Origin of the sequence: Nocardia sp. NPDC050408, assembly GCF_044458905.1 — a bacterium.
Classification (GTDB): Bacteria; Actinomycetota; Actinomycetes; order Mycobacteriales; family Mycobacteriaceae; genus Nocardia.
This window is the reverse complement of the sequence record NZ_JBITIL010000003.1, coordinates 415,467-441,733: the sequence shown is the minus strand read 5'-3', so window position 1 is coordinate 441,733 and position 26,267 is coordinate 415,467. Positions and strand designations below refer to the sequence as shown.

20 protein-coding genes and 1 pseudogene are annotated in these 26,267 nt (G+C 66.4%); 3 read left to right on the top strand and 18 right to left on the bottom strand.

From position 1 onward, the window contains the following. Positions 1-9: 9 nt before the first annotated feature. Genes ACIBJI_RS11775 through ACIBJI_RS11745 form a run of 7 tightly spaced genes read right to left on the bottom strand, consistent with a single transcriptional unit; the run spans position 10 to position 10,007 of the window. Positions 10-642 carry a nitroreductase family protein gene (locus tag ACIBJI_RS11775; RefSeq protein WP_364339052.1) on the bottom strand — a complete coding sequence of 211 codons (633 nt, stop codon included), beginning with the start codon at positions 640-642 and terminating at the stop codon, positions 10-12. Continuing rightward, positions 642-1,628, bottom strand: a complete 987-nt coding sequence (locus tag ACIBJI_RS11770) for a ScbA/BarX family gamma-butyrolactone biosynthesis protein (protein ID WP_364339049.1) — start codon at positions 1,626-1,628, stop codon at positions 642-644. Before ACIBJI_RS11770 ends, ACIBJI_RS11775 begins: the two co-directional genes overlap by 1 nt. Then, entirely contained in the window at positions 1,625-2,557 is a 933-nt protein-coding gene (locus ACIBJI_RS11765) for a nucleoside-diphosphate kinase (protein ID WP_397083988.1), read from the bottom strand. Before ACIBJI_RS11765 ends, ACIBJI_RS11770 begins: the two co-directional genes overlap by 4 nt. Beyond that, the gene (locus tag ACIBJI_RS11760) at positions 2,554-3,645 is read right to left on the bottom strand and encodes an SDR family oxidoreductase (RefSeq protein WP_364339044.1); all 1,092 of its coding nucleotides are present in this window, start codon (positions 3,643-3,645) and stop codon (positions 2,554-2,556) included. The genes ACIBJI_RS11765 and ACIBJI_RS11760 overlap by 4 nt, the downstream gene beginning before the upstream one ends. Continuing rightward, a complete protein-coding gene (locus ACIBJI_RS11755) occupies positions 3,642-3,893 on the bottom strand; it encodes a phosphopantetheine-binding protein (protein ID WP_364339042.1) in 252 nt (83 codons plus the stop codon). The genes ACIBJI_RS11760 and ACIBJI_RS11755 overlap by 4 nt, the downstream gene beginning before the upstream one ends. After that, the gene (locus ACIBJI_RS11750) at positions 3,890-7,288 is read right to left on the bottom strand and encodes an AMP-binding protein (RefSeq protein WP_364339040.1); all 3,399 of its coding nucleotides are present in this window, start codon (positions 7,286-7,288) and stop codon (positions 3,890-3,892) included. Before ACIBJI_RS11750 ends, ACIBJI_RS11755 begins: the two co-directional genes overlap by 4 nt. Next, complete coding sequence (locus ACIBJI_RS11745; RefSeq protein ID WP_397083985.1) at positions 7,275-10,007, bottom strand: phosphoenolpyruvate synthase; 2,733 nt, start codon at positions 10,005-10,007, stop codon at positions 7,275-7,277. The genes ACIBJI_RS11750 and ACIBJI_RS11745 overlap by 14 nt, the downstream gene beginning before the upstream one ends. A gap of 251 nt (positions 10,008-10,258) precedes the next feature. Here ACIBJI_RS11745 and ACIBJI_RS11740 point away from each other — a divergent pair, with 251 nt between their 5' ends. Both ACIBJI_RS11740 and ACIBJI_RS11735 read left to right on the top strand, forming a co-directional pair. Then, positions 10,259-10,969, top strand: a complete 711-nt coding sequence (locus ACIBJI_RS11740) for an ESX secretion-associated protein EspG (RefSeq protein WP_397083983.1) — start codon at positions 10,259-10,261, stop codon at positions 10,967-10,969. Between the two features lie 89 nt (positions 10,970-11,058). Beyond that, positions 11,059-11,433 carry a hypothetical protein gene (locus ACIBJI_RS11735; RefSeq protein ID WP_396955766.1) on the top strand — a complete coding sequence of 125 codons (375 nt, stop codon included), beginning with the start codon at positions 11,059-11,061 and terminating at the stop codon, positions 11,431-11,433. Between the two features lie 37 nt (positions 11,434-11,470). Here ACIBJI_RS11735 and ACIBJI_RS11730 read toward each other — a convergent pair whose 3' ends face one another. Further along, on the bottom strand, positions 11,471-11,980 hold the full coding sequence (locus ACIBJI_RS11730) for a hypothetical protein (RefSeq protein WP_364339031.1): 510 nt from the start codon (positions 11,978-11,980) through the stop codon (positions 11,471-11,473). Positions 11,981-12,308: 328 nt separating this feature from the next. After that, positions 12,309-12,602: a hypothetical protein gene (locus ACIBJI_RS11725; protein WP_397083981.1), complete on the bottom strand. Its 294-nt coding sequence runs from the start codon at positions 12,600-12,602 to the stop codon at positions 12,309-12,311. 439 nt (positions 12,603-13,041) lie between these two features. On the opposite strand from ACIBJI_RS11725, the pseudogene ACIBJI_RS11720 reads away from it, so the two are divergent. Then, positions 13,042-13,108: pseudogene (locus ACIBJI_RS11720) on the top strand (antitoxin); the annotation flags it as partial. Between the two features lie 38 nt (positions 13,109-13,146). On the opposite strand, the gene proB reads toward ACIBJI_RS11720, so the two are convergent. The 9 genes from proB to ACIBJI_RS11675 all read right to left on the bottom strand — a co-directional run bounded on the left by proB (position 13,147) and on the right by ACIBJI_RS11675 (position 25,961). Further along, positions 13,147-14,262 (bottom strand): glutamate 5-kinase, encoded by a 1,116-nt coding sequence (gene proB / locus ACIBJI_RS11715; protein WP_397084239.1) that lies wholly within the window; start codon positions 14,260-14,262, stop codon positions 13,147-13,149. Positions 14,263-14,631: 369 nt separating this feature from the next. Further along, entirely contained in the window at positions 14,632-16,086 is a 1,455-nt protein-coding gene (gene obgE / locus ACIBJI_RS11710; RefSeq protein ID WP_397083979.1) for a GTPase ObgE, read from the bottom strand. Positions 16,087-16,240: 154 nt separating this feature from the next. After that, positions 16,241-16,507, bottom strand: coding sequence for a 50S ribosomal protein L27 (gene rpmA, locus ACIBJI_RS11705; RefSeq protein ID WP_330253217.1), 267 nt, complete (start codon positions 16,505-16,507; stop codon positions 16,241-16,243). 40 nt (positions 16,508-16,547) lie between these two features. After that, a complete protein-coding gene (gene rplU / locus ACIBJI_RS11700) occupies positions 16,548-16,859 on the bottom strand; it encodes a 50S ribosomal protein L21 (protein WP_040687720.1) in 312 nt (103 codons plus the stop codon). 302 nt (positions 16,860-17,161) lie between these two features. Then, positions 17,162-20,365 carry a translation initiation factor IF-2 N-terminal domain-containing protein gene (locus ACIBJI_RS11695; protein WP_397083977.1) on the bottom strand — a complete coding sequence of 1,068 codons (3,204 nt, stop codon included), beginning with the start codon at positions 20,363-20,365 and terminating at the stop codon, positions 17,162-17,164. A gap of 486 nt (positions 20,366-20,851) precedes the next feature. Then, positions 20,852-21,268: a nucleoside-diphosphate kinase gene (ndk, locus tag ACIBJI_RS11690; RefSeq protein WP_040687718.1), complete on the bottom strand. Its 417-nt coding sequence runs from the start codon at positions 21,266-21,268 to the stop codon at positions 20,852-20,854. Between the two features lie 45 nt (positions 21,269-21,313). After that, the gene (locus ACIBJI_RS11685; RefSeq protein WP_364339763.1) at positions 21,314-21,655 is read right to left on the bottom strand and encodes a DUF4233 domain-containing protein; all 342 of its coding nucleotides are present in this window, start codon (positions 21,653-21,655) and stop codon (positions 21,314-21,316) included. Positions 21,656-21,825: 170 nt separating this feature from the next. Beyond that, positions 21,826-23,196 (bottom strand): folylpolyglutamate synthase/dihydrofolate synthase family protein, encoded by a 1,371-nt coding sequence (locus ACIBJI_RS11680; RefSeq protein ID WP_364339760.1) that lies wholly within the window; start codon positions 23,194-23,196, stop codon positions 21,826-21,828. An 86-nt stretch (positions 23,197-23,282) separates the two neighbouring features. Beyond that, the gene (locus ACIBJI_RS11675) at positions 23,283-25,961 is read right to left on the bottom strand and encodes a valine--tRNA ligase (RefSeq protein ID WP_397083975.1); all 2,679 of its coding nucleotides are present in this window, start codon (positions 25,959-25,961) and stop codon (positions 23,283-23,285) included. Positions 25,962-26,267: the final 306 nt, after the last annotated feature.

Here is a 26,267-nt window from a genome sequence, read left to right as displayed (position 1 = left end):
TTCGCTCGCTCACGCTTGCGTCCACCGGTCCCACATGGTCACCTCCGCGGCAGGCGTGCGCCGCAGTCCCGGGCCCTGGGTGCCGGGCAGCAGATGAGCGACCGGCAACATGGCGACCTGAGTGACCTGCTGGAACGGAATCCCGAGCAGATCGGCGATATCACGCTCATAGGCCAGATGCGCGGTCGTCATGGTGCAGCCGAGCCCACGTTCGTGCAGCGCGAGCATGAAGTTCCAGACCGCCGGATAGATCGAGCCGTAGAAACTGGCCAGCAGCAGCGCCGACGCATTCGCGGGTGGACGACCGAGAGAGCACACGATGACCAGGGCGGGCACCTCGTGTAGATGCGCCGCGAGGTGCTGCCCGGAGGCCAGATCACCTAGTTGGTCCGGACGGGGCGTGCGCGCGGAAAGGTAAGCGGCGAAACCCTTTCGGTAATACTCGGCGATCTGCTGTTTGGTCGCCGAATCCTCGACGACCAAAAAGCGCCACGGCTGACGATTGGTGCCACTCGGCGCATGCACCGCGATATCCAGGCAGTCCAGTAGATCCTGGCGCGCGACCGGACGGGTCAGGTCGAGGCGGCGGCGGAAGGCGCGGGTGGTGGTCAGCAGGTCGGTGCCCGTGAACTCCTCGCCCATCAGACTCCTTCGGAATCGGCCTCGGAAACCAGTGCATCCTCGGCGAATTCGAGATCTATCCGAGCGGCCACGGCATCGGCCTGGTGGATCTCGCAATGGATCACGGTACTGCCCGCCCCTTCATCGGTGATCTCGGCGATGCATTCCACGGGCAGGTCCAGTTCTACGAACCGGTCGAAAGTACTTGCCACACACTCGAGTTGGGGCATATCTCGCACGACCATCGACAATGCGGTCTGGCGGCAGGCCTCGATGAGCAGGCTGCCGGGCACATGGTCGAGCTGGTGGTCGAACAGGAAGGGATGGCCGAGATCGGGCACCAACCTCGCCCGTGCGATCGCGCCGTCGCGTACCGGCGGGCCGATCACCACATTGCGCCAGTTCTCCCGGCCCACCGAGGCGGGTGCGGCGCGCTCGGTCAGTGCCGAGGCACCGCGAAACGCACCGAGCCCCAGGCTTTCCCGGAATCCGCTACGCAGTGCCGACCACTGTCGCGCGGTCACCCAGGAGAAGGACCCGTCGACCGTCAGCATCGGCTCGCCGTCGGATTCGATCTCGAGCACCATATCGACGCCCTGCAGCGCGCCACCGCGCTGGTGACGCTGCGGAACTCGCACATGCATCACCAGATCGGCGGGCGCGGTACGCACCTCCCAGGCGGCGGTGTCGGATCCGGTGCCGTTGAAAGTGCGCACCACGAAGGCCATTTCGTTCGGCACGCCGTAGAACTTGTGCGTCAATGCGATGGCCGCCTGCCGGGCCGCCTCCATGACCACAAGCGGATCATGGCGCACCGCAAGCGACCCGGCATGATCGCCGTAATACGCGTGCATCCTGGGTAGTTGAGCTCCGGCGACGAAGGTGTGCTCGCCCACGGCGTCCAATGAGGTGACGAACACCTCCGAGACCGCGCATCGGTGTGCGAGTTCCCGGGAGATCGTGCGGGTATGGCTCGCCGTCTGCACGGCGGCCGCATCTGTGGTCACGTTCGACCCTCCAACCATTCTTCGGCGGACACCGGCCGCAACGTCTGCGACGCGGTGCCGGTCCGCATGGGAAGTACATAGGATCCGAGTACGATCACCGACCACGGATCCAGCTCCCGGCCATCGGCCCAGGACTGATACAGCAACTGCGCGCAGTCCGCATCCGAGGCCGGATCGAAGCCGGGCGGGGCCGCCTTACCGCCCCCTGCCGAATCGTGCAGCACCCGGTCGAGCGCGTCCGCCCGATCGAAGCTGCGCGCGGGTGTGCGCGCATAGAGTTCCTCGGCGACCGCGACCGCGTCCGCTGTGCGGTCCGCTCCGGTGCAGGCCTGTGCGATCACTGTTGCCCGACTCCATTCGTCCAGGTAGATGGCGAGTTCCCGCAGCACGTCGGCGGGATCGTCGGGCGAATGCACCAGGTTGAGCAGATAGTTGTGGCGGCCGAGCAGATACCGCAGCTCGCCGGGGCGGCGCTTGCGCGGATCGGTAGCGCCCTTCGCCTCGGTGAGCCGCACCGGTACGGGCAGTTCACCGTCTGGGGCGTGCACGACGAGTACGAGCACATCCGAGATGGCGACCAGCAGATCGGCCAGACGGCGGCGTTCGGGGGAGGCGATATTCCACGCGAAATACCACAGCGCGCGCGCCAGATGCCGGTCCACCGGGACGCGGAATGCGCTGACGATCCGAAACCCGTTGTCGGCTAGCCAGTTCAGCGTCGGCTCGACGGAACGAGCGACGATCGCATCCGGCTTGAGCAGCAGTAGCGAATGCTCCCTGGCGAATTCGGCCACGTCGAGGCCGAGTCGATCGAGCTGGTCGACCGATTCCTGGACATAGGTGTCGGCGACATAGGCGTCGACCTTCTGCGGTGATGGCGTCAGCGTGCTCAGCAGTTCCCGCAGCGACTCGGGCGTCATCGCACTCATGGGGCGGCTCCGTCGAAGTCGTTGCCGGCCAGGATGTCCGCTATCGAAGGCAGCGGCATGCCCAGGTATCCCGATTCCAGGCAGTAGTCCAGCAGCACCCGCAGATACTCCTTGCCGCTGGCCGGGGACGGCTTGCCGAGCAGCACGTCGGCACGGGCGGTGTCGAATACCAGCCGTCGCCGGAAGTAGCTGGTGTAGAGCGAACCGATGCGGCGGTAGTACTCCCGCTCGATCGGCTCGAGATCGTCCTCGGCGAAGGTCGCCGCCGGCACGAAGGTGGCGACCTCGAAGGACGGATATTCGGCGAGCACATCGGAGACCTCGCGCAGCGAAAGAGTGTCGCGGCCGAGCGCGTGCAGCGTACGATTGCGCGCGGAGTCGAAATCCAATACGGCTGCGGCGATTACATCGGCGACATGATCGACCGGCGCGAGCGACAGCGTCGCGTCGTAGCGGCCGGGCAGTGCGCGCAACTTGCCCTCGACCATGAGTTTCACCACGGTGTAGAGGTTCTTGTACTCCCGGATCGTGCCGGTATCGCTGGCCCCGGTAACGATGCCGGGGCGCACGATCACCCACGACAGGCCCTGCTCCCCGGCCGCTCGCACCAGCTTTTCGGCGCGAAACTTGCTGTCCTCGTACCCATTTCCGAAAGTTTGACCGGCATCGAGTTCATCCTCGGCGATGGTGCCGCCGCGCATACCGCACACATATGCGGTGCTGACATGCACCAGCGGCACCTCCCACTCACGTGCGAGCGCGATAGCATTCGCGGTGCCGACCACATTGAGTTCCTCGTAGTCCGCGGCCGATGCATCGAATGCCGTGGTCGCCGCACAGTGCACGATGATGCCGACTCGCTCGGCGAGGTCTTCGGTATCGCGCTCGGAGAGACCGAATCCGGGCATGCGCACGTCGCCCGCGACTGCCGTACCCGGCTCGATCAGCGTGCCGTCATTGCGCACGATAGTCGAATTGCTGTGCAGCACAGCGGCGATCGGCCGACTCGCGGCCGCGAGCCTGGCCACTACCTCGGCGCCGACCAATCCGGCCGCACCGGTCACCAGCACGGTATCGCCGGAGCTCATAGTGGCACCTCGCCAGCCGCCGAACTGCCCGCGACCAGGGCGATCACCGCATCGACCCGGCGCACGCCCACCAGCTCCTCTGGCCGGTAGCGCGGCAGTTCGAACGCCCGCTCCAGGACAACAGTGAGTTCCATCAGACGCAGTGAATCGAACCCGAGATCCTCCACGAGGCGGTGCTCGTCGGACAATTCGGCGGGCGGTTGCGGGGCCATGGCCAGGACGATCCGGCGCACCTTATCCGCAGTCATGACTCTCCTTCCCGCAGATGCGGTTGTTGGCCACCGGAGGTCAGCAGATCGCGGGCCTCGTCCAGAGGTAGGTCGGTATTCAGGTACCCGGCGATGCGCAGCCAGTCGTAACCGATCGCCAGGGTGCGCCGCCACTGCTCACGCGAATCGAAGGAGGCCGGGAACCCCGCTGTCGTCTCTGCCCCCGCCGCGATCGATCGGACCAGTGTGACGAAATCGTCCAGCACCGCGAAACCCGCGAAAGTATCTCCGCCTGTTCCGATTATCTCCGAGAAACGGACCCGCCGTGCCGATTCCAGCTGTGCCAGCAGATCATCACGACGCAGGGCGTGGCCCGGCAACAGTCGTCGCAGGGTCTGTGCGGGCGCGACATCGGCAGGTAACGGGTGAATCCCGAATGCGGACAACAGGACACGGACCGCCATGGCGATGAGCCGGTGTGCGGCGATATCGGCGACCGCGCCCTGCGAGTTCTTGACCGCACCCGCCAGATCCTCCCTGGCGTTCTCCAGGACGACATTGGACCACACCAAATTCAGCGCGCATTCGGTGAATCTGGTTGCGGGCAGGGGTGACAGCGTCGCGATCACATCGTCGCGTGCGGCACCGGTCAGCCCCAGGGCGGGTGCGGCCGCGTAGGGCACCGGAGTATACGGCTTGACCGGCTTACACATGGCCAGCGCGGGTTCGATGAGTTCCCCGCCGCGCCACTGCAATCCGACCAGACCGAGCCCGAGGAACTCGAGCAGATCCTCGGCGATGTCGTGATCGGCGCGGCCGAGGACATCGCGCAACGAATGCCGGAACACCACAGAACGCCAGGCGCGGGCCGCGCTGTCCGAGAGTGCGAAGACGTCGCGGTCGTCGCGGATCACGTGGATGCGACCGCCGATCGTCCAGGTGGTGACTCCTGGGCGCCGCGCGAACAGAATCTGGTGCGGATCATCGGCGATCTCGGGGACACCGAGCGCCGCCGCCAACTGCCAGACGTGTTCCCATGCGACCTCGGTCGACTTGGTGAGGTCGTGGTAGCGATCGATGAGCGCGTCGGTTCCGATACGGTCGAGCTGTTGCGGCAGCCACTTGGTTTCCAGGTAGCTCTCGCCCTTGCGGGCGGACCAGCCCTTCATTGCCTGGAGCAGTCCGTCGCGCGCCCAGTCGGCGGCTTCGGCGTCGGCGTGTAGCCCCCGCAGCGCGACCGCATAGCGCAGCGCCTGCGTTGCACGCCGGGTCCACCAGTCGGCTATCAGGGCGGTGAAGTGCGAATGCGGCAGCAGTGCACGCAATTCCGCGACATTCGGTTCCCCGGCCTGTACCACGGTCGCGCGCAAGAATCGCTGACACCGGTTGAGCAGATCCTCGTCGATCTTGTCCGAACCACTCGCCGCCAGTTCCAGCTGATTGCGCAGCTGCGCCTCGCACCTGGTCCGCACCTCGACGCGACGGCCATCGATGAACAGCACCGTCGGCAGCGTCGGCAGGTCCTCGTCACCGGGTGCGACAACCAGGAAGTCGACATCGGATCCGGCATTGCCGAACCCTTCCGCCAGCGACCCCTCGAACAGCACAGTCGAATTTCGCGGTACCGCAACACTTTCCAATGCACGATCGAGCAACTGTCGCACTCGTTCGGCAGGCAGGGCAGGCTCGGGTACAACATCGTCGGTGGCCGGGCTGTCGGTGCGCAGCTCCGATTCTGTAGCGTCCTCGGTCGCGTGCACCACCGCGCCCGCCAACGCACCGTCCGCGAAAAGCTGCCACATATACCGACGCCGCGGTTTGCCGCTCGAGGTGCGGCGGATGATGCCGCGCGGGCCGGTCACGATATGCACCGTCTGTGCGGGCCCGAGTTCACCGCGAATGATCCTGCGCGCCTCGGCAATCCAGCCGCCCGGTGCCGATTCGGCGAACAGTGCGATGCCCTGGGCACCGGCCTCGGTGATCGCGACGGCGGCGAGCTTGCCCTTGGTGATTCCGGTTTCCTGTGCGACTCGGGATTCGATGTCCTCCATGAACACCGACCGGCCGCGGACCTTCAGACTCGACCCCATCCGGCCGAGTACGAAAACCTCGCCGTTGTGCAGGAATCCGGCATCGCCGGTGAACAGCACACGCTCGACGATCCGCGTTGACGAACCGATGTCGGGCTCGCCGGAGTAACCCAGCGCGACCGAATCTCCGACGACGATCATCTCGCCGAGGGTGTCATCGGGCAGCTCCCGGCCGTCTTCATCGACCACGCGCACGGTCGATTCGGGCGTCGAATAGCCGAGTCCGGTGATCCAACCGGAGCCTTCGACACGGTGGGTATCGTCGAGCAATTCCTCGGCAAGGATCGTAATCGGTTGGCCGAAGCGCAGATTCGGATTGTCCAGCCGCAGCGCGGTGATGGGTCGGTTGCGTGCCGAAGAAGTCACCATCAACGTCGCCTCCGCCAGACCATAGGCAAGGGTGTAGGCGTTGGTCGAAAAGCCTTGTCGGCCAGCCAGTCCCGCGAAAGACTGGAGATCGGCCACCTCGACCGGCTCGGAACCCACGGCCAGTGTGCGCCAGCCGGACAAATCCAGATCCGTGATCTCCTCCGGCGCGACGCGGTGGGCCACATAACCGAGGGCGAACGACGGCGAGGGCGTGTGCTGTGCGTGCGACATGGCCCGCAACCAGCGGGCCGGATCGCGGACGAACTGGTCCGGGCGCATCAGATACAACTCGCCCTGATTGGTCACGGTGGTCAGAAATGCGCCGACCAGGCCCATATCGTGATAGAGCGGCAGCCAGGAGACCATGGTTTCGCCGTGCCGCCAGTCGATCAGCGACGAGATCATCGCGATGTTATTGGCCAGGTTGTGCCAGCTGACCCGCACTCCGCGCGGCGTGCCGGTGGATCCGGAGGTGAATTGCAGCAGCGCGCATTCGTCGGGCTCGCCGAACTCGCGCTCCGCCGGCGCGGGACCCAGATTCGCGGCATCGATCACCAGCGGCTCATCGGTGCGTCCCGCCGCCTCCGCCGCTTTGCGCACCAACTGCTCGAACTCGGTCGAGGTCACCACCAAACGCGGCTGGGCCTGCTCCAGAATCGCCGCGATATGGGCGATGATCTGGTCGAGGTCGCCGAACATCGGCGGCGCGACCGGGGTGAAGACGCCACCACAGGCCCATACCGCGTAAAATGCGGCGGCACAGGGGAATCCGGTCGGCATGATCACACATGCGCCGTCGCCGCTGCCCATACCGTGTGCACGCATGCGCGCCGCGATCGACCAGCTCAGCTCCGCCAGATCGTGATAGCTGCGGTATTCCCAGCCGTCGGCCTCGTCGGCCAGGTGGATCCCGGCGTCACGCGCCGGATCGGCAAGCCAATTACGCACTGCGGCAACGTCTTTATCCGGCATCATCGCGCGGCTCTCCTCCCGACAGCACAGTCACGGTACCGTTCGTGCCATCGACCCGTATTCCCATACCAGAACGTATCTTCTTGGTCAGGTCCTTGACTTGGACCACGGTCGGAACTCCCAACTCCCGTGCCACGATCGCGACATGAGTGAGGGGGCTGCCGCGCTCGATCACCAACGCCGATGCCGAGGGCAGCGCGGCCACCCAACCGGGATCGGTGCGGTATGCCACCAGAATGCCGCCTGCCACGTCGCGTGGCTCGTCGACGACCACCGCAGTGCCCTCGACGATGCCTGATGCCGAGGGCGTGCCGGGCAGGACCGTGCCGACGGTTGCCGCCGGAGTGTCGGTGACCGGCACCCAGCCCTGGCGCGCGAGTTCCGCGCGCCCGAATGTCGGCCCTGCGGTGACGAAGCGGGCCGGAGCGACCAACTCGGCGTCCCTGGCGCGCTGGGCTTTCCGTGTGGCGACCAGATCGCGCAGGTTGTCTGTGTCGGCGCCCTCGTAGCAGCCGCGCAGTTCCTGGACGGTCAGTGCGAAGACATCGTCGAATTCGTCGATGACGCCGCGCGCCACCAGATCTCGGCCCATTACCCGGATCATCCGCTTGACCATGCCGAAGGCCCTGGTCCGGCAGAACCGCAGCCGCTCCCGATGCGCGGCGCACCGATTCACCTTGCCGCGCAGGCGCTCATAGATCCGCCGACGGAAGCCGTGCAGGTTGGCGTCGAGGTATTCGTCCGCCTCCGCACTGCGGCTGTGCTGTGCCGCCTCGCCGACGCGGCCGATCGCACTGCGCAGCATGATGAACAAGCTCGCGGGATCCTCACGCAGATCCGGGGTTTCCAGCTTCAGCTCGTCCAGGCTGCGGTAGCCGTAGCGATCGATGTAGTCCTCGACCCTGGCCAGGAATTCGGTGCGGTCACCGATGTCGTCGTAAATCTGCTCCGCCGCAGTCGAATTGATCAACGCCACCAGCTCGGAATCCTCGCGGACAAACTTCGCGAGCTCGGTCATAGCGCGCGCCGGTTCGGCGGATTCGACATCCGCGCCGGGCCCGACGACGGCGTACAGGAACCACTCCGGCGCCTTCGGCAGCAGCAGTTTGGTGAGCAGATACATCAGACCGGTGCAGGTCAACAAGATTGCGTCCAGGACCATCAGCGGACCCCAGCGCTCGACCAGGTCCCGGTCGACCTTGCGATAGGCCGCGTAGGCCTGTGCGCCGGTCAGCGTCGAGTAGTCGAGTGCGTCGTATTCGTCGTAGACGCGGTAGAAGTCGGTCATGAAGCGCTCGACCATATCGTCGATGCCGAACAGTCGCCGCACATAGGTCACCGTGGTAATCGCACGCGACCGCAGTCGGGCCGGCCGTGTACGGAAGGTGAACGGGCGCAAGGTCTTCGCGATCTCGTCGGGCAACGGTTCGTCGACGCCGAGCGCGGCCTCCAGCACCTTCCTGTTCAACGGATACCCGGGCGCGATGCCCACCATCCGGTACCAGTGCAGCAGGTTGTAGTAGACCCGGCCGTGAAAGTAGCCGAGTAGCACCGGAGTCCATCGATCGGTCTGGCGCAGTTGCGCATCGGGCACCCGCAGCGACTTCGCGTAACCGTGGTAGACGCGGCCGTAAATGTCGGCGGCGGTCGTGTAGGTCAGCGGGGACGTGATACCGCTGAAACTTTCGATGATGTTGGAGTTGTCCCAGATTCGCTCTTCGCCGTCGGCGAGCACCTCACCGGCCCCGCGCAGTGCCGCACCGCGCGCCGCGCCGTCGGTGACCGCCGTGGTGATCGGACGCGACTGCAGGAACCAGAGGCCGTCGGCACCGATGGCCCACTCGATGTCCTGCGGCGCACCGAAATCGGCCTCCAGCTTGCGTCCCCACTCCACCAATTCGGCCAGTTCGGCATCGGCGAGCACAGCGCTCTCGCGGCGCTGCTGCTCGACCTCGAGCACCGCACAGCCCTGCGCTCCCGCGGGCGCATAGCTGCGATCCTTGTCCCCCACAGTCGTTTCCAGCACGGTGCCGGAGGTTTTGTCGACCACGACCGAATCGGCGTCCACCGCACCCGACACCAGTCCCTCGCCGAGCCCGTACACCGCACTGACAACCAATTCGTCCGCGGCGCCGTTGATCGGGTTCGCGGTGAACATCACGCCGCTGGACCGCGCATCGATAAGGCGTTGTAGGACAACGGCTATGGCATCGGCGCGCGGCTGTCCGTGCGCGAAGGCATAGCGGATGGACCGTTCGGAAAAGGCCGAGGCCCAACAGTCACGCACGCGCGCCGCGACCGCATCGACGCCGTTGACATTGAGGAACGAATCGAACTGGCCCGCATAGGAATGGCCGGGACCGTCCTCGACGACCGCCGACGATCGGACCGCGATCGCGCCCGCCCCCAGGCGGCTGTAAGCATTGTCGATCAGTTCGAGGACCGGCTGCGGCAGCGGCGCATCGACGATCGCGGCGCGTAGTTCCGCACCGGCGGCCAGCGCCGAATCGAGGTCGTCCGATGATGTGACATTCAACACAATAGCCGCCAAATCGACGTCGGTGTTGGTCTCGATAAGGAACCGGTTGAAGACGTCGGTGCCGAGCACCGCCCAGTCGGGAACGCGGAAGCCACCATTGTGCAAGGTGTACAACCCACCCGCTTTACCCCCGCCTAGCGCGGCAAATGTCGTCGAGTCGGTCCACGGTCCGAGTAGCTGCAAGACTTTTCTCCCATCACCCCATTCACCGCACCGGAGCAGGCGCTCCGGCACCACAAGGCAGCGCAAAACCGAAGGGGCTGTCTGGATATATCCGAGATTTGCTTTCGACGTTAGCCCGCAAACCTTGGGTACTGCTTGGCAAAGACTTGGTTCGAACGGCTCGAGGCACCAGTAAGCTGACCCTTTCGAGCGACCTGCAAGCAGTCGCTAGCGGCGCGATGACGTTCGTGGGTTGTTAGGAGTGATTCGGCGTGGGTTGGACCTTCACCCCGGACGAGTTCGCCCATATCTGGCGCGAAACCGAAGTGGACCGTCACCCGTATCCGCTGCGCATTCTCGAGACACCACGAACCGAGACCGAAGCCGACAAATTGCGCGCACAGCTGGAGGAGCGACTACCGCCGCGCAGCGATCCGGACCTATCGGCGTGCCTGCGGATCATGGCCGCACCTCAGACCAGGATCGTGGCGATCGGTGGCGGGCACGGTCCCGGCACCGAGATCCGGCTGCTGGCCTGTGCGATCTACGACCGTGCCGTCCTGGCCATCCAGGAACCTGGTTCCGGACCGGATTTCGGTGGGCGCGTACGACTTTCGATCGGCCTCAGTGCCAAACTCGGTGCTCGGATCGCCGCATTGCTGCCCGCGGTCCCGGCCGGACACGAACCGGCGCGGGCGGCATCCGCCGAAGCGATCCGCGACGACGAGACGGTGGTCGTAGCGCAGCGGGCGGTGCCGTCGATACGGCGGCTGCTGCTCAAGCCGCATACCGCCGAGGGACACATCCGGATCGAAGGGCGACTGGACCAACCCTCCCCGCAGCCGCCGATCCACTACACCTGGATCGACGTCAAGGGCGACGGGCGCTATCTGATCAAAGCGGGCGATACCGTGCACATCGTGCCCGCCTCGGCCGAGCAACTCGCGACCCAGCTGCAGAAACGTATTCCCGCGCCGGCCTGATAAGCCGTAACCGACCGGAACTATTTCATCCGGAGGCATGGCTAACGGTTAGTCTGAGGCGGACCGACCGATCCCCGGGGGTGTGGTGCATGACGATCGAGAGCAGCCGAGCCGATATTGCCCGCTTCAAACAGGAGGCACAGGCGGGCACCGTCAAGTTCGACCCGGATGCGGCGCGACGTTGCGCCGAAATGTACGACAACCAAGCCGACCGGCTCATCTATCTACGCCGACGCCTCGAATCGGCGGGCGAACTGGGCGGCTTCGGCGGATTCATCTCCGCACAGCAATTACAGGCCGGATTCGCGCACAAGGCCCGCGACGCCGCCACCCTGCTCGACCACTACATCGAAGCCGCCTACCGCATGAAGGAGGCCTTCCTGATCAGCGGCGGGCTGTTCGAGGAGGCCGATGCGGCGAATGCCGCGGCATTGCGGGCGATCGAAACGCGGGTACCGCGATGAGCTGTGATTCCGCGCAGAACGGCTATCAGCCACCCGATCAGCAAAACAAGACACACCACGCCACGCGCAAGACGCGGTCGAACGTCAGCGAGGCGCGACGATGAGCGGTAATGATCCCGATTACATCAGCTCGATGGAGCATTTCGAGTCGATGAAGCATGAGGAGATCTACGCCGAGACCCAGCAGATCGACGCCGCGCAGATCCTCAACGCATCGGTCACCTGGCTGGAAGTCGCAGGGACACTGGCGAGTTCGTTTCCACTGACCAGAGCCGGCTCGGATCGGGTAATGAATTCGATGGCCTGGGAGGGCGTCGCCGCCGAAGCCGCCTACGCCTGCGCCCGTAGCTACGCCGACTCCGTCGATGAACTCGCCGCGATCATGGGACAGGTCGGCACCCGCCTCGGCGCGGTGGCCGCGGCCGCCGAAGCGGTGAAGATCGCCGTTGTCCCACCGGGCAATTCGGGTCCGATCGGCGCCATAGCCCGACTGCTCGAAGCCGCCCATGTGATCAATGCGCAAATGGCGCAGGAAGCACTGCGCCAAGAAGCCGTCCTCGCCATGAACATGATCTACAAACCCGCCTACCAAATGGCAGGCACCGCCGTCCCGGCCCTCCCCAGCCCGCCCTCCTTGCCGGGCACTCCGGACGCGACGTTGGCACCCCGGCACTCGCCCACTCGCGAACCAAGCCAGCCCGGCGCGCAGATCCCCGAAACCGAGCCCTCCACCCCGCATTCCCAAACACCACAGCCAACCCCCACCCCGGAGCCCGAAGCACCACAACCCACCCCGACCCCGGGCACACCAGCACCTTCCACGCCAGAATCCCAAGCACCGCAACCAACCCCGGAACCCAGCCCCCCGGGCCCTTCTACACCGGAATCCCCAGCACCGCAACGAACTCCGGGCCCAACGACACCAGCACCCACCACCCCGGCACCCAGCTCTCCGGAACCCGCACCAATTCCCGCCACGCCGGAATCCCCAGCACCGCAACCAACTCCGGACCCAACGACACCAGCACCCACCACCCCCGCCCCTGGAATCCCGGAGTCACAGGCACCACAGCCCACCCCGGCTCCGCCCCCTCAACCCGCCCCAGACTCACCGGTACCTGCCACGCCGGAATCTCCAGCGCCGCAACCAAACCCAGCACCTCCGACATCGGAATCCCAGGCGCCACAGCCCACTCCGGCCCCACAGCCGGAACCATCAACCCAACAAGCACCCCCTCCGGCCCCACCCCAACAGGCCCCGCCCCCAACGCAGGAGCCACAACCTCCGGAACCCGCACCAGCACCCCCAACTCAACAGGCGCCTCCACCCGCGCCCCCGGCCCCCGGCCCGTCGGCACCAACCCCTTCCCTCCCCGACCCCGGCGGCCAACCAGGCATCACCGGCCCCATCCCCGACCGAACCGGCCCCTCCCAACCCCCACCAACCAGCAACCAACCTGGCGTCATCCCAACCCCAGACAGCGGTCAGCGATGAGTAGCTCCCGAAAAGCACGAATCCGACTGGTCTCGACAAATCAGATCGGTGTCCAGATTCCGCCTATTCGTCGAGAATCATGATATGGCTCTGAGCATCCGGAAGCCGATCGGCTGGCGCGGGAGCTGGCGGCGCAAACCGGCGAAACTTTGACCGAGGCCGTCGTCATCGCTCGTCGCGGTACATCACTACGTTCCGGTTGCCGCAGGAAACAGACGCTAAACCTTGACCAGGTCGTCGGCGTGGATTACCGGACGTTGCATGGTGTCCGGGAGTTCCGTGGTGGAGCGGCCGAGCATGCCGGAGAGTTCGGTGCTGTCGTATTCGACTACGCCGCGGGCGACTATGCGGTTGTCGGGGGCGATGAGGTCGACTACGTCGCCGCCGTGGAAGCGGCCACGGACGCCGGTTATGCCTGCGGCGAGCAGTGAGCGACGGCGGTCGGCGACGGCTTGGACGGCACCCTCATCGATGAGGATGGCGCCGCGGCTATCGGCGGCGTGGCGGACCCAGAATTTGCGGGCGGAGAGGCGAACCGGGCGGGCGGCGAAGGCGGTGCCGACGGTGCCCGCGCTGAGCGCGATTTCGGCCTCGGTGGCGGCGGCCAGCAGGACAGGCACGCCCGCGTCGGCGGCCAGCCGGGCCGCGGAGAGTTTGGAGGCCATGCCGCCGGTGCCCAGTGCGCCGCCGCTGCCCGCGATGACGCCGTCGAGGTCGGCGCTGCTGCGGACCTCGGGGATGAAGTTGGCGGCACCCTTGCGCGGATCGCCGTCATACAGGCCCTCGACATCGGAGAGCAGCACCAGCGCGTCGGCGCCGACCAGATGCGCGACCAGCGCGGCTAGGCGGTCGTTATCGCCGAAGCGAATCTCTTCCGTTGCGACGGTATCGTTTTCGTTCACGACGGCGACCGCACCGAGCGAGCGCAACCGGTCCAGGGTGCGCTGGGCATTGCGGTGATGTTCCCGGCGCGAGAAGTCGTCGGCGCTCAACAGCACCTGCCCGACCGTGCGCCCGAACCGCGCGAACGAGGTGCCCCACGCATGCGCCAATGCCAACTGACCGACACTTGCCGCAGCCTGCTTGGTAGCTAAATCCCTTGGGCGAGTTGTCAATCCGAGCGGAGCGATACCCGCACCGATCGCACCGGACGAAACCACGACCACATCGGATCCGGCCTGCATCCGCGCCTCCACCGCATCGGCAAGCCGATCCAGGCGCGACATGTCGAGTCCGCCCTTAAGGCTGGTCAGCGCCGAAGACCCGATCTTCACCACCACACTGCGCGCCGATGCAATCGCCGTCCTGGCTTCACTCAGCCCGGACTGCGACATCACCTCGGCCATCCCCGAACTCACCTGCATCGCAACCGAACTCCCTGTACCACAACAGAACCCACGAAGTCGATCGCCCGAACTGGCCTGGGCGCACCGGCCGACCGCAAGGCACAAGCCGCCACCGCCGAGCCAGCCGCCGCATCAACAGACCGAACCAGGCCCGGACCAACCGAGCTCACTGCACCAACCGACTCGATCGAACTCGCCGCACCATCCAGGCCAACGGAACCCGCCGGGAGCGATACTGCCCGAACGCACTGGCCCGCACTGAATTCCGACGCGCGCTGAACGGGCGACCCGAGCCGCAGCGCTCGCCGAAACGCCGTGCCAGACCCCGGCGCACACCACAAGCCCACGGCGTCCACGTTATTCCTCGTCGTCCTTGACCAGACCGCGGCGCACTCGGGAGGCGTGTTTGCGTTCGGCGGCGCTGATCCGGTCGTTGTGCTCCAGACGGATGTCGGTGCCGCGGCCGGTGGGCACCATATCGATGCCCGCGGAGATCTGCGGCTCCCACTCGAAGGTGACATCGCCGATCGTGACCGGCGCACCGGGCTCAGCGCCCTGCTTCACGAGTTCGTCTTCGACACCGAGGCGGGCCAGGCGGTCGGCGAGGTAACCGACGGCTTCGTCGTTATCGAACTGGGTCTGGCGCACCCAGCGCTCCGGTTGCGGCCCGCGCACGATGAAGCCGCCCGGCTCCTCGGGATCGGCGATCACACTGAAGCCGGACTCGTTCACCGCGATCGGGCGGATCACCGGACGCTTCGGCGCGGCCTTCGGATGCGCGCTCCGATACTGCTCGACCAGCTCGGCGAGCGCAAAGGTCAAGGGACGCAGGCCAGCTCGGCTCACCGCCGAAATCTCGAAGACCCGCCAGCCGCGAGCGGTGAATTCGGGCGTGACCATTTCCGCCAGCTCGGCGGCGTCGGGCACGTCGACCTTGTTCAGGATCACCACGCGCGGCCGATCGGCCAGATCACCGAGCCCGGTATCGGCATCCAGAGCCGGTTGGTAGGCGGCGAGTTCGGCCTCGAGCGCATCGACATCGGAGACCGGATCGCGTCCCGGCTCCAGCGTCGCGCAATCCACAACATGCGCGAGGACCGCGCAGCGTTCCAGATGCCGCAGGAAATCCAGCCCGAGCCCACGCCCCTCGCTCGCGCCCGGAATCAGCCCGGGCACATCGGCAATGGTGAAGGTGGTGTCACCGCTGGAGACCACACCGAGATTGGGCACCAGCGTGGTGAACGGGTAATCCGCGATCTTCGGCTTGGCGGCCGAGAGCACCGACACCAGCGAGGACTTACCCGCCGACGGGAACCCGACCAGCCCCACATCGGCGACGGACTTCAACTCGAGGACGAGATCGCCTTCATCACCGTCCTCGCCGAGCAGCGCGAAACCGGGCGCCTTGCGCGCCTTGGAGGCCAGCGCGGCATTGCCGAGTCCACCGCGTCCGCCACGGGCCACGATGAACTTATTGCCCGAACCGACCAGATCGACGACCACCTTGCCGTCGTCGTCGAGCACCACGGTGCCGTCGGGCACCTTCAGCACCAGATCGGTGCCCTGCTTGCCGTCGCGGTTACTGCCCTCGCCCGGCTTGCCGTTGCTCGCCTTGGCGTGCGGGTGGAAATGGAAGTCCAGCAGGGTGTGCACATTCGGGTCGACCTCGAGGATCACATCCCCGCCGCGTCCGCCATTGCCGCCGTCCGGTCCGCCGAGCGGCATGAACTTCTCGCGGCGCACGGAGGCGCAGCCGTGACCACCCTTGCCCGCACGCACGTGCAATACGACACGGTCGATGAATTTGGACATGTCCGAATCATCCTCCTCGGTGGTAGCCGTAGCGACTGCTCGCAGGTCGCTCGTAAGAACCTGCTTTATGGGAACGCGATCGTTCGAGAACGCGAAAAGCGGGCCAGGGAATGCACCCTGACCCGCTCAGCTTTTCCGGAATCGGCAGAGGCGGTCAGGCCTCGACCGGCTCCGGAACCACGATGTTGACGGTCTTGCGGCCACGCTTGGTGCCGAACTCGACCTTGCCCGCCGCCAGGGCGAACAGGGTGTCGTCGCCGCCACGGCCGACGAGCACACCAGGGTGGAAGTGCGTGCCACGCTGGCGAACCAGGATCTCGCCCGCCGAAACGGCCTGGCCACCGAAACGCTTGACGCCGAGTCGCTGTGCGTTCGAGTCGCGACCGTTGCGGGAGCTGGATGCACCCTTCTTATGTGCCATTTCTGAACTCCTGTGAAGTAATTCGAGAAAGCGCGGAGGCTTACTTGATGCCGGTGACCTTGAGGACCGTCAGCGGCTGACGGTGACCCTGACGCTTGTGGTAGCCGGTCTTGTTCTTGAACTTGTGGATGCGGATCTTCGGGCCCTTGGTGTGCTCGACGACCTCGGCCGCCACCGAAACCTTGGCCAGCTTGTCCGCATCGGTGGTCAGCTCGGCGCCGTTCACCACGAGGACCGGGGCCAGCGCCACGGACGAACCCGGCGCACCTTCGATCTTCTCGACCTTCACCAGGTCACCGACCGCGACCTTGTACTGCTTTCCGCCGGTCTTGACGATCGCGTACGTTGCCATCGGTCGGCTGCCCTTCTTCCTGTAAAGCGCGCGGCTCGTGCTCGCGCGGCTGCGTGCTCCCGCCCGGATGACTCCGGCTGGAAACCACAGCACTCTGGTCTGGTAGTCACCGCCGCCACAGCAACCTGATGGCTCTCGGCTTCGAGCCGAGTCACAAACACAGCGCAGATAAGCGCTGTCGCCGGGCAGCGACTGTCCAAGATTACAGGACGGATACCACCCCGACCAAACCGGTGCCCGCGAAAGGCAGGAACCCCCGTCGCGGAATGCGGCGGGGGTCCCAGGTTTTCGGATCGTGGCAATCAGTTCACGTCGTCCACCGGTGGCCCGGCAGGACGACCGACGGCCCGGCGGCGTGGCTTGCGCGTCGGCACCACGACCGGCACATCCGCCGTGTAGTCGACCACGGGCCCCGCGGACCCCTGATCGGCCGTCGGCAGCACGAACACCGCGCCGGTGCTGTCGGCGGCCGGTGCGGCGGCCGAACGCGCGACGCGACGTCTGCGGCCGGTCGAACGGGGTGCGGATTCGGGCACACCGTTGGCCGATGCCACGACCGGCTCTTTCGCGGGCTCAGCCGCTTCATCCGCCACCGCGGTCGACTCTGAATTCCGAGCATCGATCGGAGCAGCGAACGCAGCGAACTCCTCGGATACAGCCGCAGCGGCCTCCTCGGCCATCACCTCCGCGTCCGCGGCTTCCCCGGCGACCGCCTCCGCGACTTCCTCGGCTACCGCCTCCGCGACTTCCTCAGCGACCGCGGCAACGGACTCGGAGACCACGACCTCATCGACCGGCGCCTCATCGCTTGCGGCGACGACATCCGCAACGGCTTCCGCGACCGCAACGTCCTCCGGGTGCGCCGCATCCTCCGACTGATGCGCCGCCATCGCCAACGCCACCGGATGCGCCCGCTTGACGGCGATCTCCGCCTCGTCTTCGACAACATGCGCGGTGCCATTGCTGGCCGCAGCGGGTGCACTCGGTGCCGCACCCTTGTCCCGGCCACGCCGCCGCCGCGACCCGGTCTCGCGGCCACCGCGCGCACTGTCCTCGGCGCCGGTGAGCTCCACCGGGTAGGTGTGCACGATGATGCCCCGACCGTGGCAGTGCTCACAGTTCGACGAGAACGCCTCGACCAGGCCGGTGCCCAGCTTCTTGCGGGTCATCTGCACCAGGCCGAGCGAGGTCACCTCGGAGACCTGGTGGCGGGTGCGGTCACGGCCCAATGCCTCGGTCAGCCTGCGCAACACCAGATCCCGGTTCGACTCCAGGACCATATCGATGAAGTCGACAACGATCATGCCGCCGATATCGCGCAGCCGCATCTGGCGCACGATCTCCTCGGCCGCCTCCAGGTTGTTCCTGGTGACCGTCTCTTCCAGATTGCTGCCGCCCGCACCGGTGAACTTGCCGGTATTGACGTCGATGACGGTCATCGCCTCGGTCCGGTCGATCACCAGGGTGCCGCCCGAGGGCAGCCACACCTTACGATCGAGCGCCTTGGCGAGTTGCTCATCGATCCGGTAGGTCTCGAAGACGTCGACACCATTGTTCTCGTGCCGGGCGACCCGGGCGAGCATGTCCGGCGCGACCGTGCGGATGTAGTTCTCGACGGTGCTCCAAGACCGCTCACCCTCGATGACCAGCTTGGAGAAGTCCTCATTGAACAGGTCGCGGATGACCTTGACCAACAGGTCCGGCTCTTCGTACAGCGTCTTGGGCGAGCCGTTGTCCTTGACCTCGGCGGCCTTCTCGATGGTGCGCCAGGTCGCCTGCAGCCGCTCCACATCGCGCGCCAGTTCGGTTTCGCTGACACCCTCCGACGCGGTGCGGATGATCACCCCGGCGTCGGCGGGCACGATATCGCGCAGGATCTCCTTGAGTCGCTTGCGCTCGGTATCGGGCAGCTTGCGGCTGATACCGGTGGACGAACCGCCCGGCACGTACACCAGGAAGCGTCCGGCCAAGCTGATCTGGGTGGTCAGCCGGGCGCCCTTGTGCCCGACCGGATCCTTGGAGACCTGGACCAGCACCTGATCGCCGGGCTTGAGCGCCTGCTCGATCTTGCGCTCCTTACCGCCGAGACCGGCGGCCTCCCAGTTCACCTCACCGGCGTAGAGCACACCGTTGCGGCCGCGGCCGATATCGACGAAGGCCGCCTCCATCGAGGGCAGCACATTCTGCACCTTGCCGAGGTAGACATTGCCGACCATCGACGCCGAGCCGGTATTGGTGACGAAGTGCTCGACGAGGATGTTGTCCTCGAGCACCGCGACCTGGGTCGCGGTCGTATGCTGCGCTGAATTGTCCCTCGCTTCGCTCGGGAGCGGGAAGGTCTTCTCGCGCACGACCATGACCCGGTCCACCGCCTCGCGGCGGGCCAGGAACTCCGACTCGGTCAGGATCGGCGGGCGACGGCGACCGGCCTCGCGGCCGTCGCGCCGCCGCTGCCGCTTGGCCTCGAGCCGGGTGGAGCCGGTGATGCCCTGCACCTCGTCGACGGTGGCGCGGCTGCGGCTCTTATTGCGCGGCTCACGCTCGTGCACGACGGTATTCGGTGGATCGTCATCGGAGGCGCTGTCGCTATCGGCGCCGTCCCCCGCCACCTTGCGGCGACGACGACGACGGCGACGACGGCTCGAACCCTCCGGCACACCGGATTCGTCGTCCTCGGTCTCGGTGTCGTCGCTGGGCTCGGCTTCGGCCTCGCTCTTGGCGGCGGCCGGCTCGTCCTCGGCGCTCTCGTCGGTGGCTTCGGTGTCCTCACCATCGATTTCGGTGTCGGTGTGCTGCTCACCCCGGCCCCGACCCCGCCCTCGACGGCCACGTCGACGACGACGCGGCTGATCCGCGTCGCCCTGCTGTTCGGTCGACTCGTCCTCGGCGGTTTCGGTCTCTTCCTCGACGGTTTCGACCGCGGTCTCCTCGGCGCGACGGCTATCGCGCTCGGCCCGACGCTGCCGACGCGCCGCCTCGGCGGCCGCGGCGTCCGGCGGCAGGAACAGCGGTGCGGCGACCTCGGCCGCGGCCTCGAAGACGACCGGCGTCGTGACATGCGGCTCCCGCGGAACCGAATGGGTGAACAACTGCACCGACGGCTGATGCGCCGCGGGCTGCTCCCCAGTTGGCAGCGATCCGGACTGGTCGATCACTTCGTCCGGCGCGGAGAAGATGGGCCCCGGCTCACGCACGGCCGCCTCGGGCGCGGCGGCAACCGGCTCGGGCTCGGGCGCCACCGGCTCGGCCGCAACCGGTTCTTGCGCGGCGGCATCCGGCTCGACGGCCTCGGATTCCACCGTGCCGAGCGCTTCGCGGACAGATTCCGCTACCGCTCGATCGACATTCGATTGCGCACTACGTGCGTCGGCACCCAACTCGGCGAGCTTGGCCAGGATGCGTTTGCTGGTTACTCCCAGCCGCTTGGCAAGCGCGTGAACTCGGATTCGCTCCGGCAATTGTTCGGCATCCTGTGATGTTGTTGTCAGCGGCTCTTGTTCGGCCACGAAGTCTCCTCGGGTCCCCGGGCGCGTCCCTCCTGGCAGGAGTGACGCGGCCGACGCGGGGGCACTGTCCGTTCACCTCACGCGGTTGGCGCAAGGTCAAGTGGTCTCGCCCCGCATGCCCGGTTAACACCATTATGTTCGTCATCGGGCTAACTGGTCACGCGGCGCCTGGCTATTGGCTGAACTCCACGGCGCGAGCGCTCATCCAGCGTGCCGACGCGAACCTCCGGCCCCAGCAAGCGGCCAGCTGTTCGTAGCAGCGATGATCGGCATCGAACCGCAGTGTCATCCGGTTACCGTCCGGCACCGATCGTCCGCGTACCTGCGCGAACAGTCGGTATCGTGAGCAACCACTCCCAGTATCCCACACAGTGCGGCGACGTCTCGCCAGCGCCGCACGACTTAGCCTCGCTGGTGCGCGACTAGGTCCCGCGGCGACGCCGGCTGTGCTGTCTGTTCGCGCAGCTCACGCCTCAGGGCCTCGTATCAGGCGGGGAACTCGGGAAACCAGAGCGCGATTTCCCGCTTGGCCGATTCTGGCGAATCGGAGCCGTGCACCAGGTTCTCCTGGGTCTCCAGTGCGAAGTCGCCGCGAATGCTGCCCGGGACGGCCTTCTCGACCGGATCGGTGCCGCCGGCGATCTGACGGAAGGCCGCAATGGCGCGCGGCCCCTCCAGGATGGCCGCGACGACCGGGCCGGAGGTGATGAACTCGATCAAGGAACCGAAGAACGGCTTCTCGGCATGTTCGGCGTAGTGGCCACGCGCCAACTCGTCGGATACCTGCTTCAGCTCCAGGGCGGCGATCTTCAGGCCCTTGCGCTCGATCCGGGCCAGCACCTCACCGACGAGGCCACGGGCCACACCGTCCGGCTTGATGAGTACCAACGTCTGCTCAGTCACGGCGCTCAGCCTAATGGGCGATACCGCCGGTTACCGAACCGGCGGCTAGGAAGAGCCCTGGATGCGTTGGCTGGGCAGCAGGCCGAGTTCCATTCGGCGCTTGACGTCGGCGCGCAGCACCAGGATGAATCCCCAGACGACGGCGAAGAAGACGCCCATGACGCCGATGGACAGGTGCACGAAGACGCCCAGGATCAACAGGACCTGCAGCCCGAGATTGAACGGGATGGCCCACGGGCGGCGTTGCAATCCGGCGCCGAGGATCATCACCAGCGCGAGGACGACCAGGTAGCCGCCGGAGAACCAGCCGATACCGCCGCCGACGGACCCGACCACGGGCAGTGCGAGCAGCACCGTGATCGCCTCGAGGATCAGCGTGCCGGCCATGACGCCGCGCAGACCCTTCCACGGGTCGGTGGCGGGTTGAGGGACCCGCGGCTCGCCGTCGGCCCGGTCGGGCTCGGCGGCGTCGCCGGTTGGCTCAGTCACGCTGTCTCCTTGTCGGCATTCGCGGGTCCCACGTGCTTACGCATGCTGCCGCATTCGGACCGTGCGGCTCATGCCGGGTCCTTTCCGAATAGGGCGCGCGCCGCACCGGCAGTGACCACGGAGCCGGTCACCACGACGCCCGCACCGGAAACCATCTCGCCCGCATCACCGACCTCCTCGGCGATTGCGATGGCCGTTTCCAACGCGTCGGGCAGCGTCTCGGCGGTGACCACCCGTTCGTCACCGAAGCGCTGCACGGCGAGGTCGGCGAGGCGTTCGACATCCATGGCGCGCGGCGAACCATTGTTGGTGACCACGATCTCGTCGAATATCGGCTCCAGCGCGTCCAATATGCCCGCCACGTCCTTGTCGCCGAGCACCGCGACGACACCGACCAGCTTGCGGAAGTCGAATTCCGCGGTCAGCGTCGCGGCCAGTGCGCGCGCGCCCGCCGGATTGTGCGCGGCGTCGATGAAGATGGTCGGGGCATTGCGCATGCGCTCCATCCGGCCGGGACTCGTGACGCTCGCAAAACCAGCACGCACCGCCTCGACATCGAGCTGCCGATCAGCACCCGCGCCGAAGAACGCCTCGACAGCCGCCAGCGCGAGCACCGCATTGCGCGCCTGGTGCTCACCGTGCAGCGGCAGGAAGATTTCGTCGTAAATCCCACCGAGGCCCTGCAATTCGAGCTGCTGGCCGCCGACCGCTATCTGGCGGGCCAGTACCCGGAACTCCGATCCCTCGCGCGCCACCGCGGCATCGACCTCGACCGCCCGGCGCAGCAGCACATCCATGGCTTCGGGTTCCTGCTCGGCGATGACGGCGACGGTATCGCGCGGCACCAGGCTCTCCGGAGCCCGTTTGATGATCCCGGCCTTCTCCCCCGCGATGGATGCGAGATCGTCACCGAGGAAATCGGTGTGGTCCAGACCGATCGGGGTGATCACCGCGACCTGTCCGTCGATGACATTGGTCGCGTCCCAGCGGCCGCCCATACCGGTCTCGACGACCGCGACATCCACCGGGGCCTCGGCGAAGGCGGCGTAGGCCATGCCCGTGAGCACCTCGAACTTGCTCATCGCCGGACCGTCGGCGGCGGCGGACTGCTTATCGATCATTTCGATATAGGGCAGCAGTTCGCGGTAGGTCTGCACGTACTCGGCCGGGCTGATCGGCGCATTATCGATGCTGATCCGCTCGGTGGCCAGCTGCAGATGCGGACTGGTGATCCGGCCGGTGCGCCGGTGCAGTGCGGTCAGCAGCGCATCGATCATCCGGGTCACCGAGGTCTTGCCATTGGTGCCCGCGATGTGGATGGCCGGATAGCTCTGCTGAGGTGAGCCCAGCAGATCCATCAGCGTCGCGATGCGGCTCAGCGATGGTTCGATCTTGGTTTCCGGCCAGCGCCGATCCAATTCCGCCTCGACCAACGCCATTTCAGCCAGATCCACCGGGGACGGCCCGGATCCGAGTCGTCGCTTCCGATCTTCGTCGTCGGCGTACTGGGGTTCTGGTTCGTCGTTCATTTGCCGCTCAGTTCCGCGAGCCGGGCGCCGATGCGCGCGACCTCGGCCTCGGCGACATCGCGACGTCCCTTGATCTTGTCGACCACCTGGTCCGGCGCTTTGGCCAGGAAGGCCTCGTTACCGAGTTTGGCTGTGGTGGTTGCCAATTCCTTCTCGGCCGCGGCGAGGTCCTTCTCCAGGCGGCGGCGTTCGGCATCCAGGTCGACCGCGCCGGAGGTGTCGAGTTCGACCGTCACGGTCGAGACACTGAGGCGCACCTCGACCGAGGCGGTCACGGCGAATTCGGCGCCGGGCTCGGTGAGCCGGGCCAGGTTGGTCACCGAATCGTGCAGTTCGGTGAGGCCCGCGGTATCCAGGCCGATCAGCTTGGCCGCCACCTTCTGCTTATCGGCCAGACCCTGATCGCTGCGGAAGCGACGGATCTCGGTGATCAAGCGCTGCGCATCCGAAATACGTTGTGCGGCGGTCACATCCGTGGCCACACCGGTGGCCTGCGGCCAAGTGGCGATGACGACGGATTCGCCGCTGGTCAGCGCCCGCCACAGCGATTCGGTGACGAACGGGATAACCGGATGCAGCAGCCGCAGCACCGCGTCGAGCACATTGCCGAGCACGATACTGGTCGACTCGGCGCGCGAACCACCGGCGGCGAACTGCACCTTGGACAGTTCCAGATACCAGTCGCACAGCTCGTCCCAGGCGAAGTGGTACAGCGCCTCACACGCCTTGCCGAATTCGTAGGCGTCGAAGGCCGAATCCACCTCGGCGCGAACCTGTTCGAGCCGATCGACGATCCAGCGGTCGGCGTCGGTGAGTTCGGCGCGATCGGGCAGCGTGCCCTGCTGCGCACCGTTCATGAGCGCGAACTTGGTGGCGTTGAACAGCTTCGTCACGAAGCTGCGTGAGGCGAGGGCATGCGATTCGCCGACCGAGAGGTCACCGCCGGGCTGCGCACCGCGCGCCAGGGTGAAGCGCAGCGCGTCGGCGCCGTAGGAGTTGATCCAGTCCAGCGGGTCGATGCCGTTACCGCGGGATTTGGACATCTTCTTGCCGTGCTGATCGCGAATCAGGCCGTGCAGGAACACATCCTTGAACGGCACCTGCTTCGCACCGCCCTTGCCCGCGGTGAGCACGTGATCGTCGGAGACGAAGGTGCCGAACATCATCATTCGGGCCACCCAGAAGAACAGGATGTCGTAACCGGTGACGAGAACGCTTGTCGGATAGAACTTCTGGAGCTCCTCGGTGGAATCGGGCCAGCCCATGGTGGAGAAGGGCCACAGGCCGGAGGAGAACCAGGTGTCGAGCACATCCGGGTCCTGCACCCAGCCCTCGGGCGCGGTCTCGTCCGGACCGACGCAGACCACCTCGCCGTCGGGGCCGTACCAGATCGGGATGCGGTGGCCCCACCACAGCTGCCGCGAGATGCACCAGTCGTGCATATTGTCGACCCATTCGAACCAGCGCGGTTCCTGGCTGGTCGGGTGAATCACGGTGTCGCCGTTGCGAACCGCGTCACCGGCGGCCTTGGCCAGCGATTCCACCTTGACCCACCACTGCATCGAAAGCCGCGGCTCGATCGCCTCGCCGCTGCGCTCGGAATGTCCGACGCTGTGCAGATAGGGCCGCTTCTCGGCGGCGATCCGGCCCTCGGCGGCGAGCCGCTCACGCACCTTGACCCGCGCCTCGAACCGGTCCATACCGTCGAATTCGGTTCCGGTGCCGGTAATCCGGGCGCGCTCGTCCATGATGTTCGGCATCGGCAGGTTGTGCCGCAGGCCCATCTCGAAGTCATTGGGGTCATGCGCGGGCGTGATCTTCACTGCGCCGGTGCCGAATTCGGGATCGACGTAATCATCGGCGATGATCGGGATCTGGCGTCCGGTGATCGGATGCTCGAGGGTGCTGCCGATCAGATCCTTATAGCGCGGATCCTCCGGATGCACCGCCACCGCGGTATCGCCGAGCATGGTCTCCACCCGGGTGGTGGCGACGATCACATGCGGCTCATCGTCTTTCAGCGAGCCGTAGCGCAGCGAAACCAGTTCGCCCTCGACATCCTCGAATTTGACCTCGATATCGGAGATGGCGGTGCGCAGTTCCGGCGACCAGTTGACCAGGCGCTCGGCCCGGTAGATCAGGCCCGCGTCGTATAGGCGCTTGAAGATGGTCTGCACGGCACGGGAAAGCCCGTCGTCCATGGTGAAGCGGTCGCGGCTCCAGTCGACGCCGTCGCCGAGCGCGCGCATCTGCCACTGGATCTGTCCGCCGGATTCGCGCTTCCAGTCCCAGACCTTGTCGATGAACAGCTCGCGGCCGAAGTCTTCCTTGGTCTTGCCGTCCACCGCGAGTTGCTTCTCCACGATGGTCTGGGTGGCGATGCCCGCGTGGTCCATACCCGGCAGCCACAGCACCTCGTAACCCTGCATGCGCTTGCGGCGCGAGAGGGTGTCCATCAGGGTGTGGTCGAGTGCGTGGCCCATGTGCAGGCTGCCGGTGACGTTCGGCGGGGGCAGCACGATCGAGTAACCGGGCTTATCGCTGGCGGGATCGGCGGCGAAGTAACCAGCCGCTACCCAGCGCTCGTACATCTCGGCCTCCACCTCGCTGGGAACCCAGCTCTTGGGGAGGGCATCGGCACGATTACGCGGGTTGTCAGGGGTTGCGCTGGTCACCCCGGCATTCTAGTGGGATGCCCGCTGAGCTCCTAAAAGGGCTAGCGCATAGAAAAGGCGGGGTCTTCGGTGGATGAGGGACACCGAAGACTCCGCCCACAGGTGGAGCTTACCGCCGAAACGGGCCCGAGCTCGGAATCCACAACCAATTCTCAGCTTCTCGACGAGTTCAATATGCGGCTGCCGCAATGGCACCTTTTCCGCCCCTGACGGCGCGTCTGCTGCCCAGACAGCCGGACGCTCGCGCTGGCCGATGAGGGGGTTACACCCCTGCCGCACCGGAGTCGACCGCTGTCCTCGGCCGAA

What these genes read in the sequence shown, in the direction of transcription:
- rpmA (WP_330253217.1), bottom strand. Translation starts at nt 16,507, where the DNA reads ATGGCACATAAGAAGGGTGCATCCAGCTCCCGCAACGGTCGCGACTCG.
- ACIBJI_RS11775 (WP_364339052.1), bottom strand. Translation starts at nt 642, where the DNA reads ATGGGCGAGGAGTTCACGGGCACCGACCTGCTGACCACCACCCGCGCC.
- ACIBJI_RS11760 (WP_364339044.1), bottom strand. Translation starts at nt 3,645, where the DNA reads ATGAGCTCCGGCGATACCGTGCTGGTGACCGGTGCGGCCGGATTGGTC.
- ACIBJI_RS11680 (WP_364339760.1), bottom strand. Translation starts at nt 23,196, where the DNA reads ATGGCGTTGGTCGAGGCGGAATTGGATCGGCGCTGGCCGGAAACCAAG.
- rplU (WP_040687720.1), bottom strand. Translation starts at nt 16,859, where the DNA reads ATGGCAACGTACGCGATCGTCAAGACCGGCGGAAAGCAGTACAAGGTC.
- ACIBJI_RS11755 (WP_364339042.1), bottom strand. Translation starts at nt 3,893, where the DNA reads ATGACTGCGGATAAGGTGCGCCGGATCGTCCTGGCCATGGCCCCGCAA.
- ACIBJI_RS11750 (WP_364339040.1), bottom strand. Translation starts at nt 7,288, where the DNA reads ATGATGCCGGATAAAGACGTTGCCGCAGTGCGTAATTGGCTTGCCGAT.
- obgE (WP_397083979.1), bottom strand. Translation starts at nt 16,086, where the DNA reads ATGTCCAAATTCATCGACCGTGTCGTATTGCACGTGCGTGCGGGCAAG.
- proB (WP_397084239.1), bottom strand. Translation starts at nt 14,262, where the DNA reads ATGTCGCAGTCCGGGCTGAGTGAAGCCAGGACGGCGATTGCATCGGCG.
- ACIBJI_RS11765 (WP_397083988.1), bottom strand. Translation starts at nt 2,557, where the DNA reads ATGAGTGCGATGACGCCCGAGTCGCTGCGGGAACTGCTGAGCACGCTG.
- ACIBJI_RS11735 (WP_396955766.1), top strand. Translation starts at nt 11,059, where the DNA reads ATGACGATCGAGAGCAGCCGAGCCGATATTGCCCGCTTCAAACAGGAG.
- ACIBJI_RS11685 (WP_364339763.1), bottom strand. Translation starts at nt 21,655, where the DNA reads ATGGCCGGCACGCTGATCCTCGAGGCGATCACGGTGCTGCTCGCACTG.
- ACIBJI_RS11725 (WP_397083981.1), bottom strand. Translation starts at nt 12,602, where the DNA reads ATGTCGGAGGTGCTGGGTTTGGTTGCGGCGCTGGAGATTCCGGCGTGG.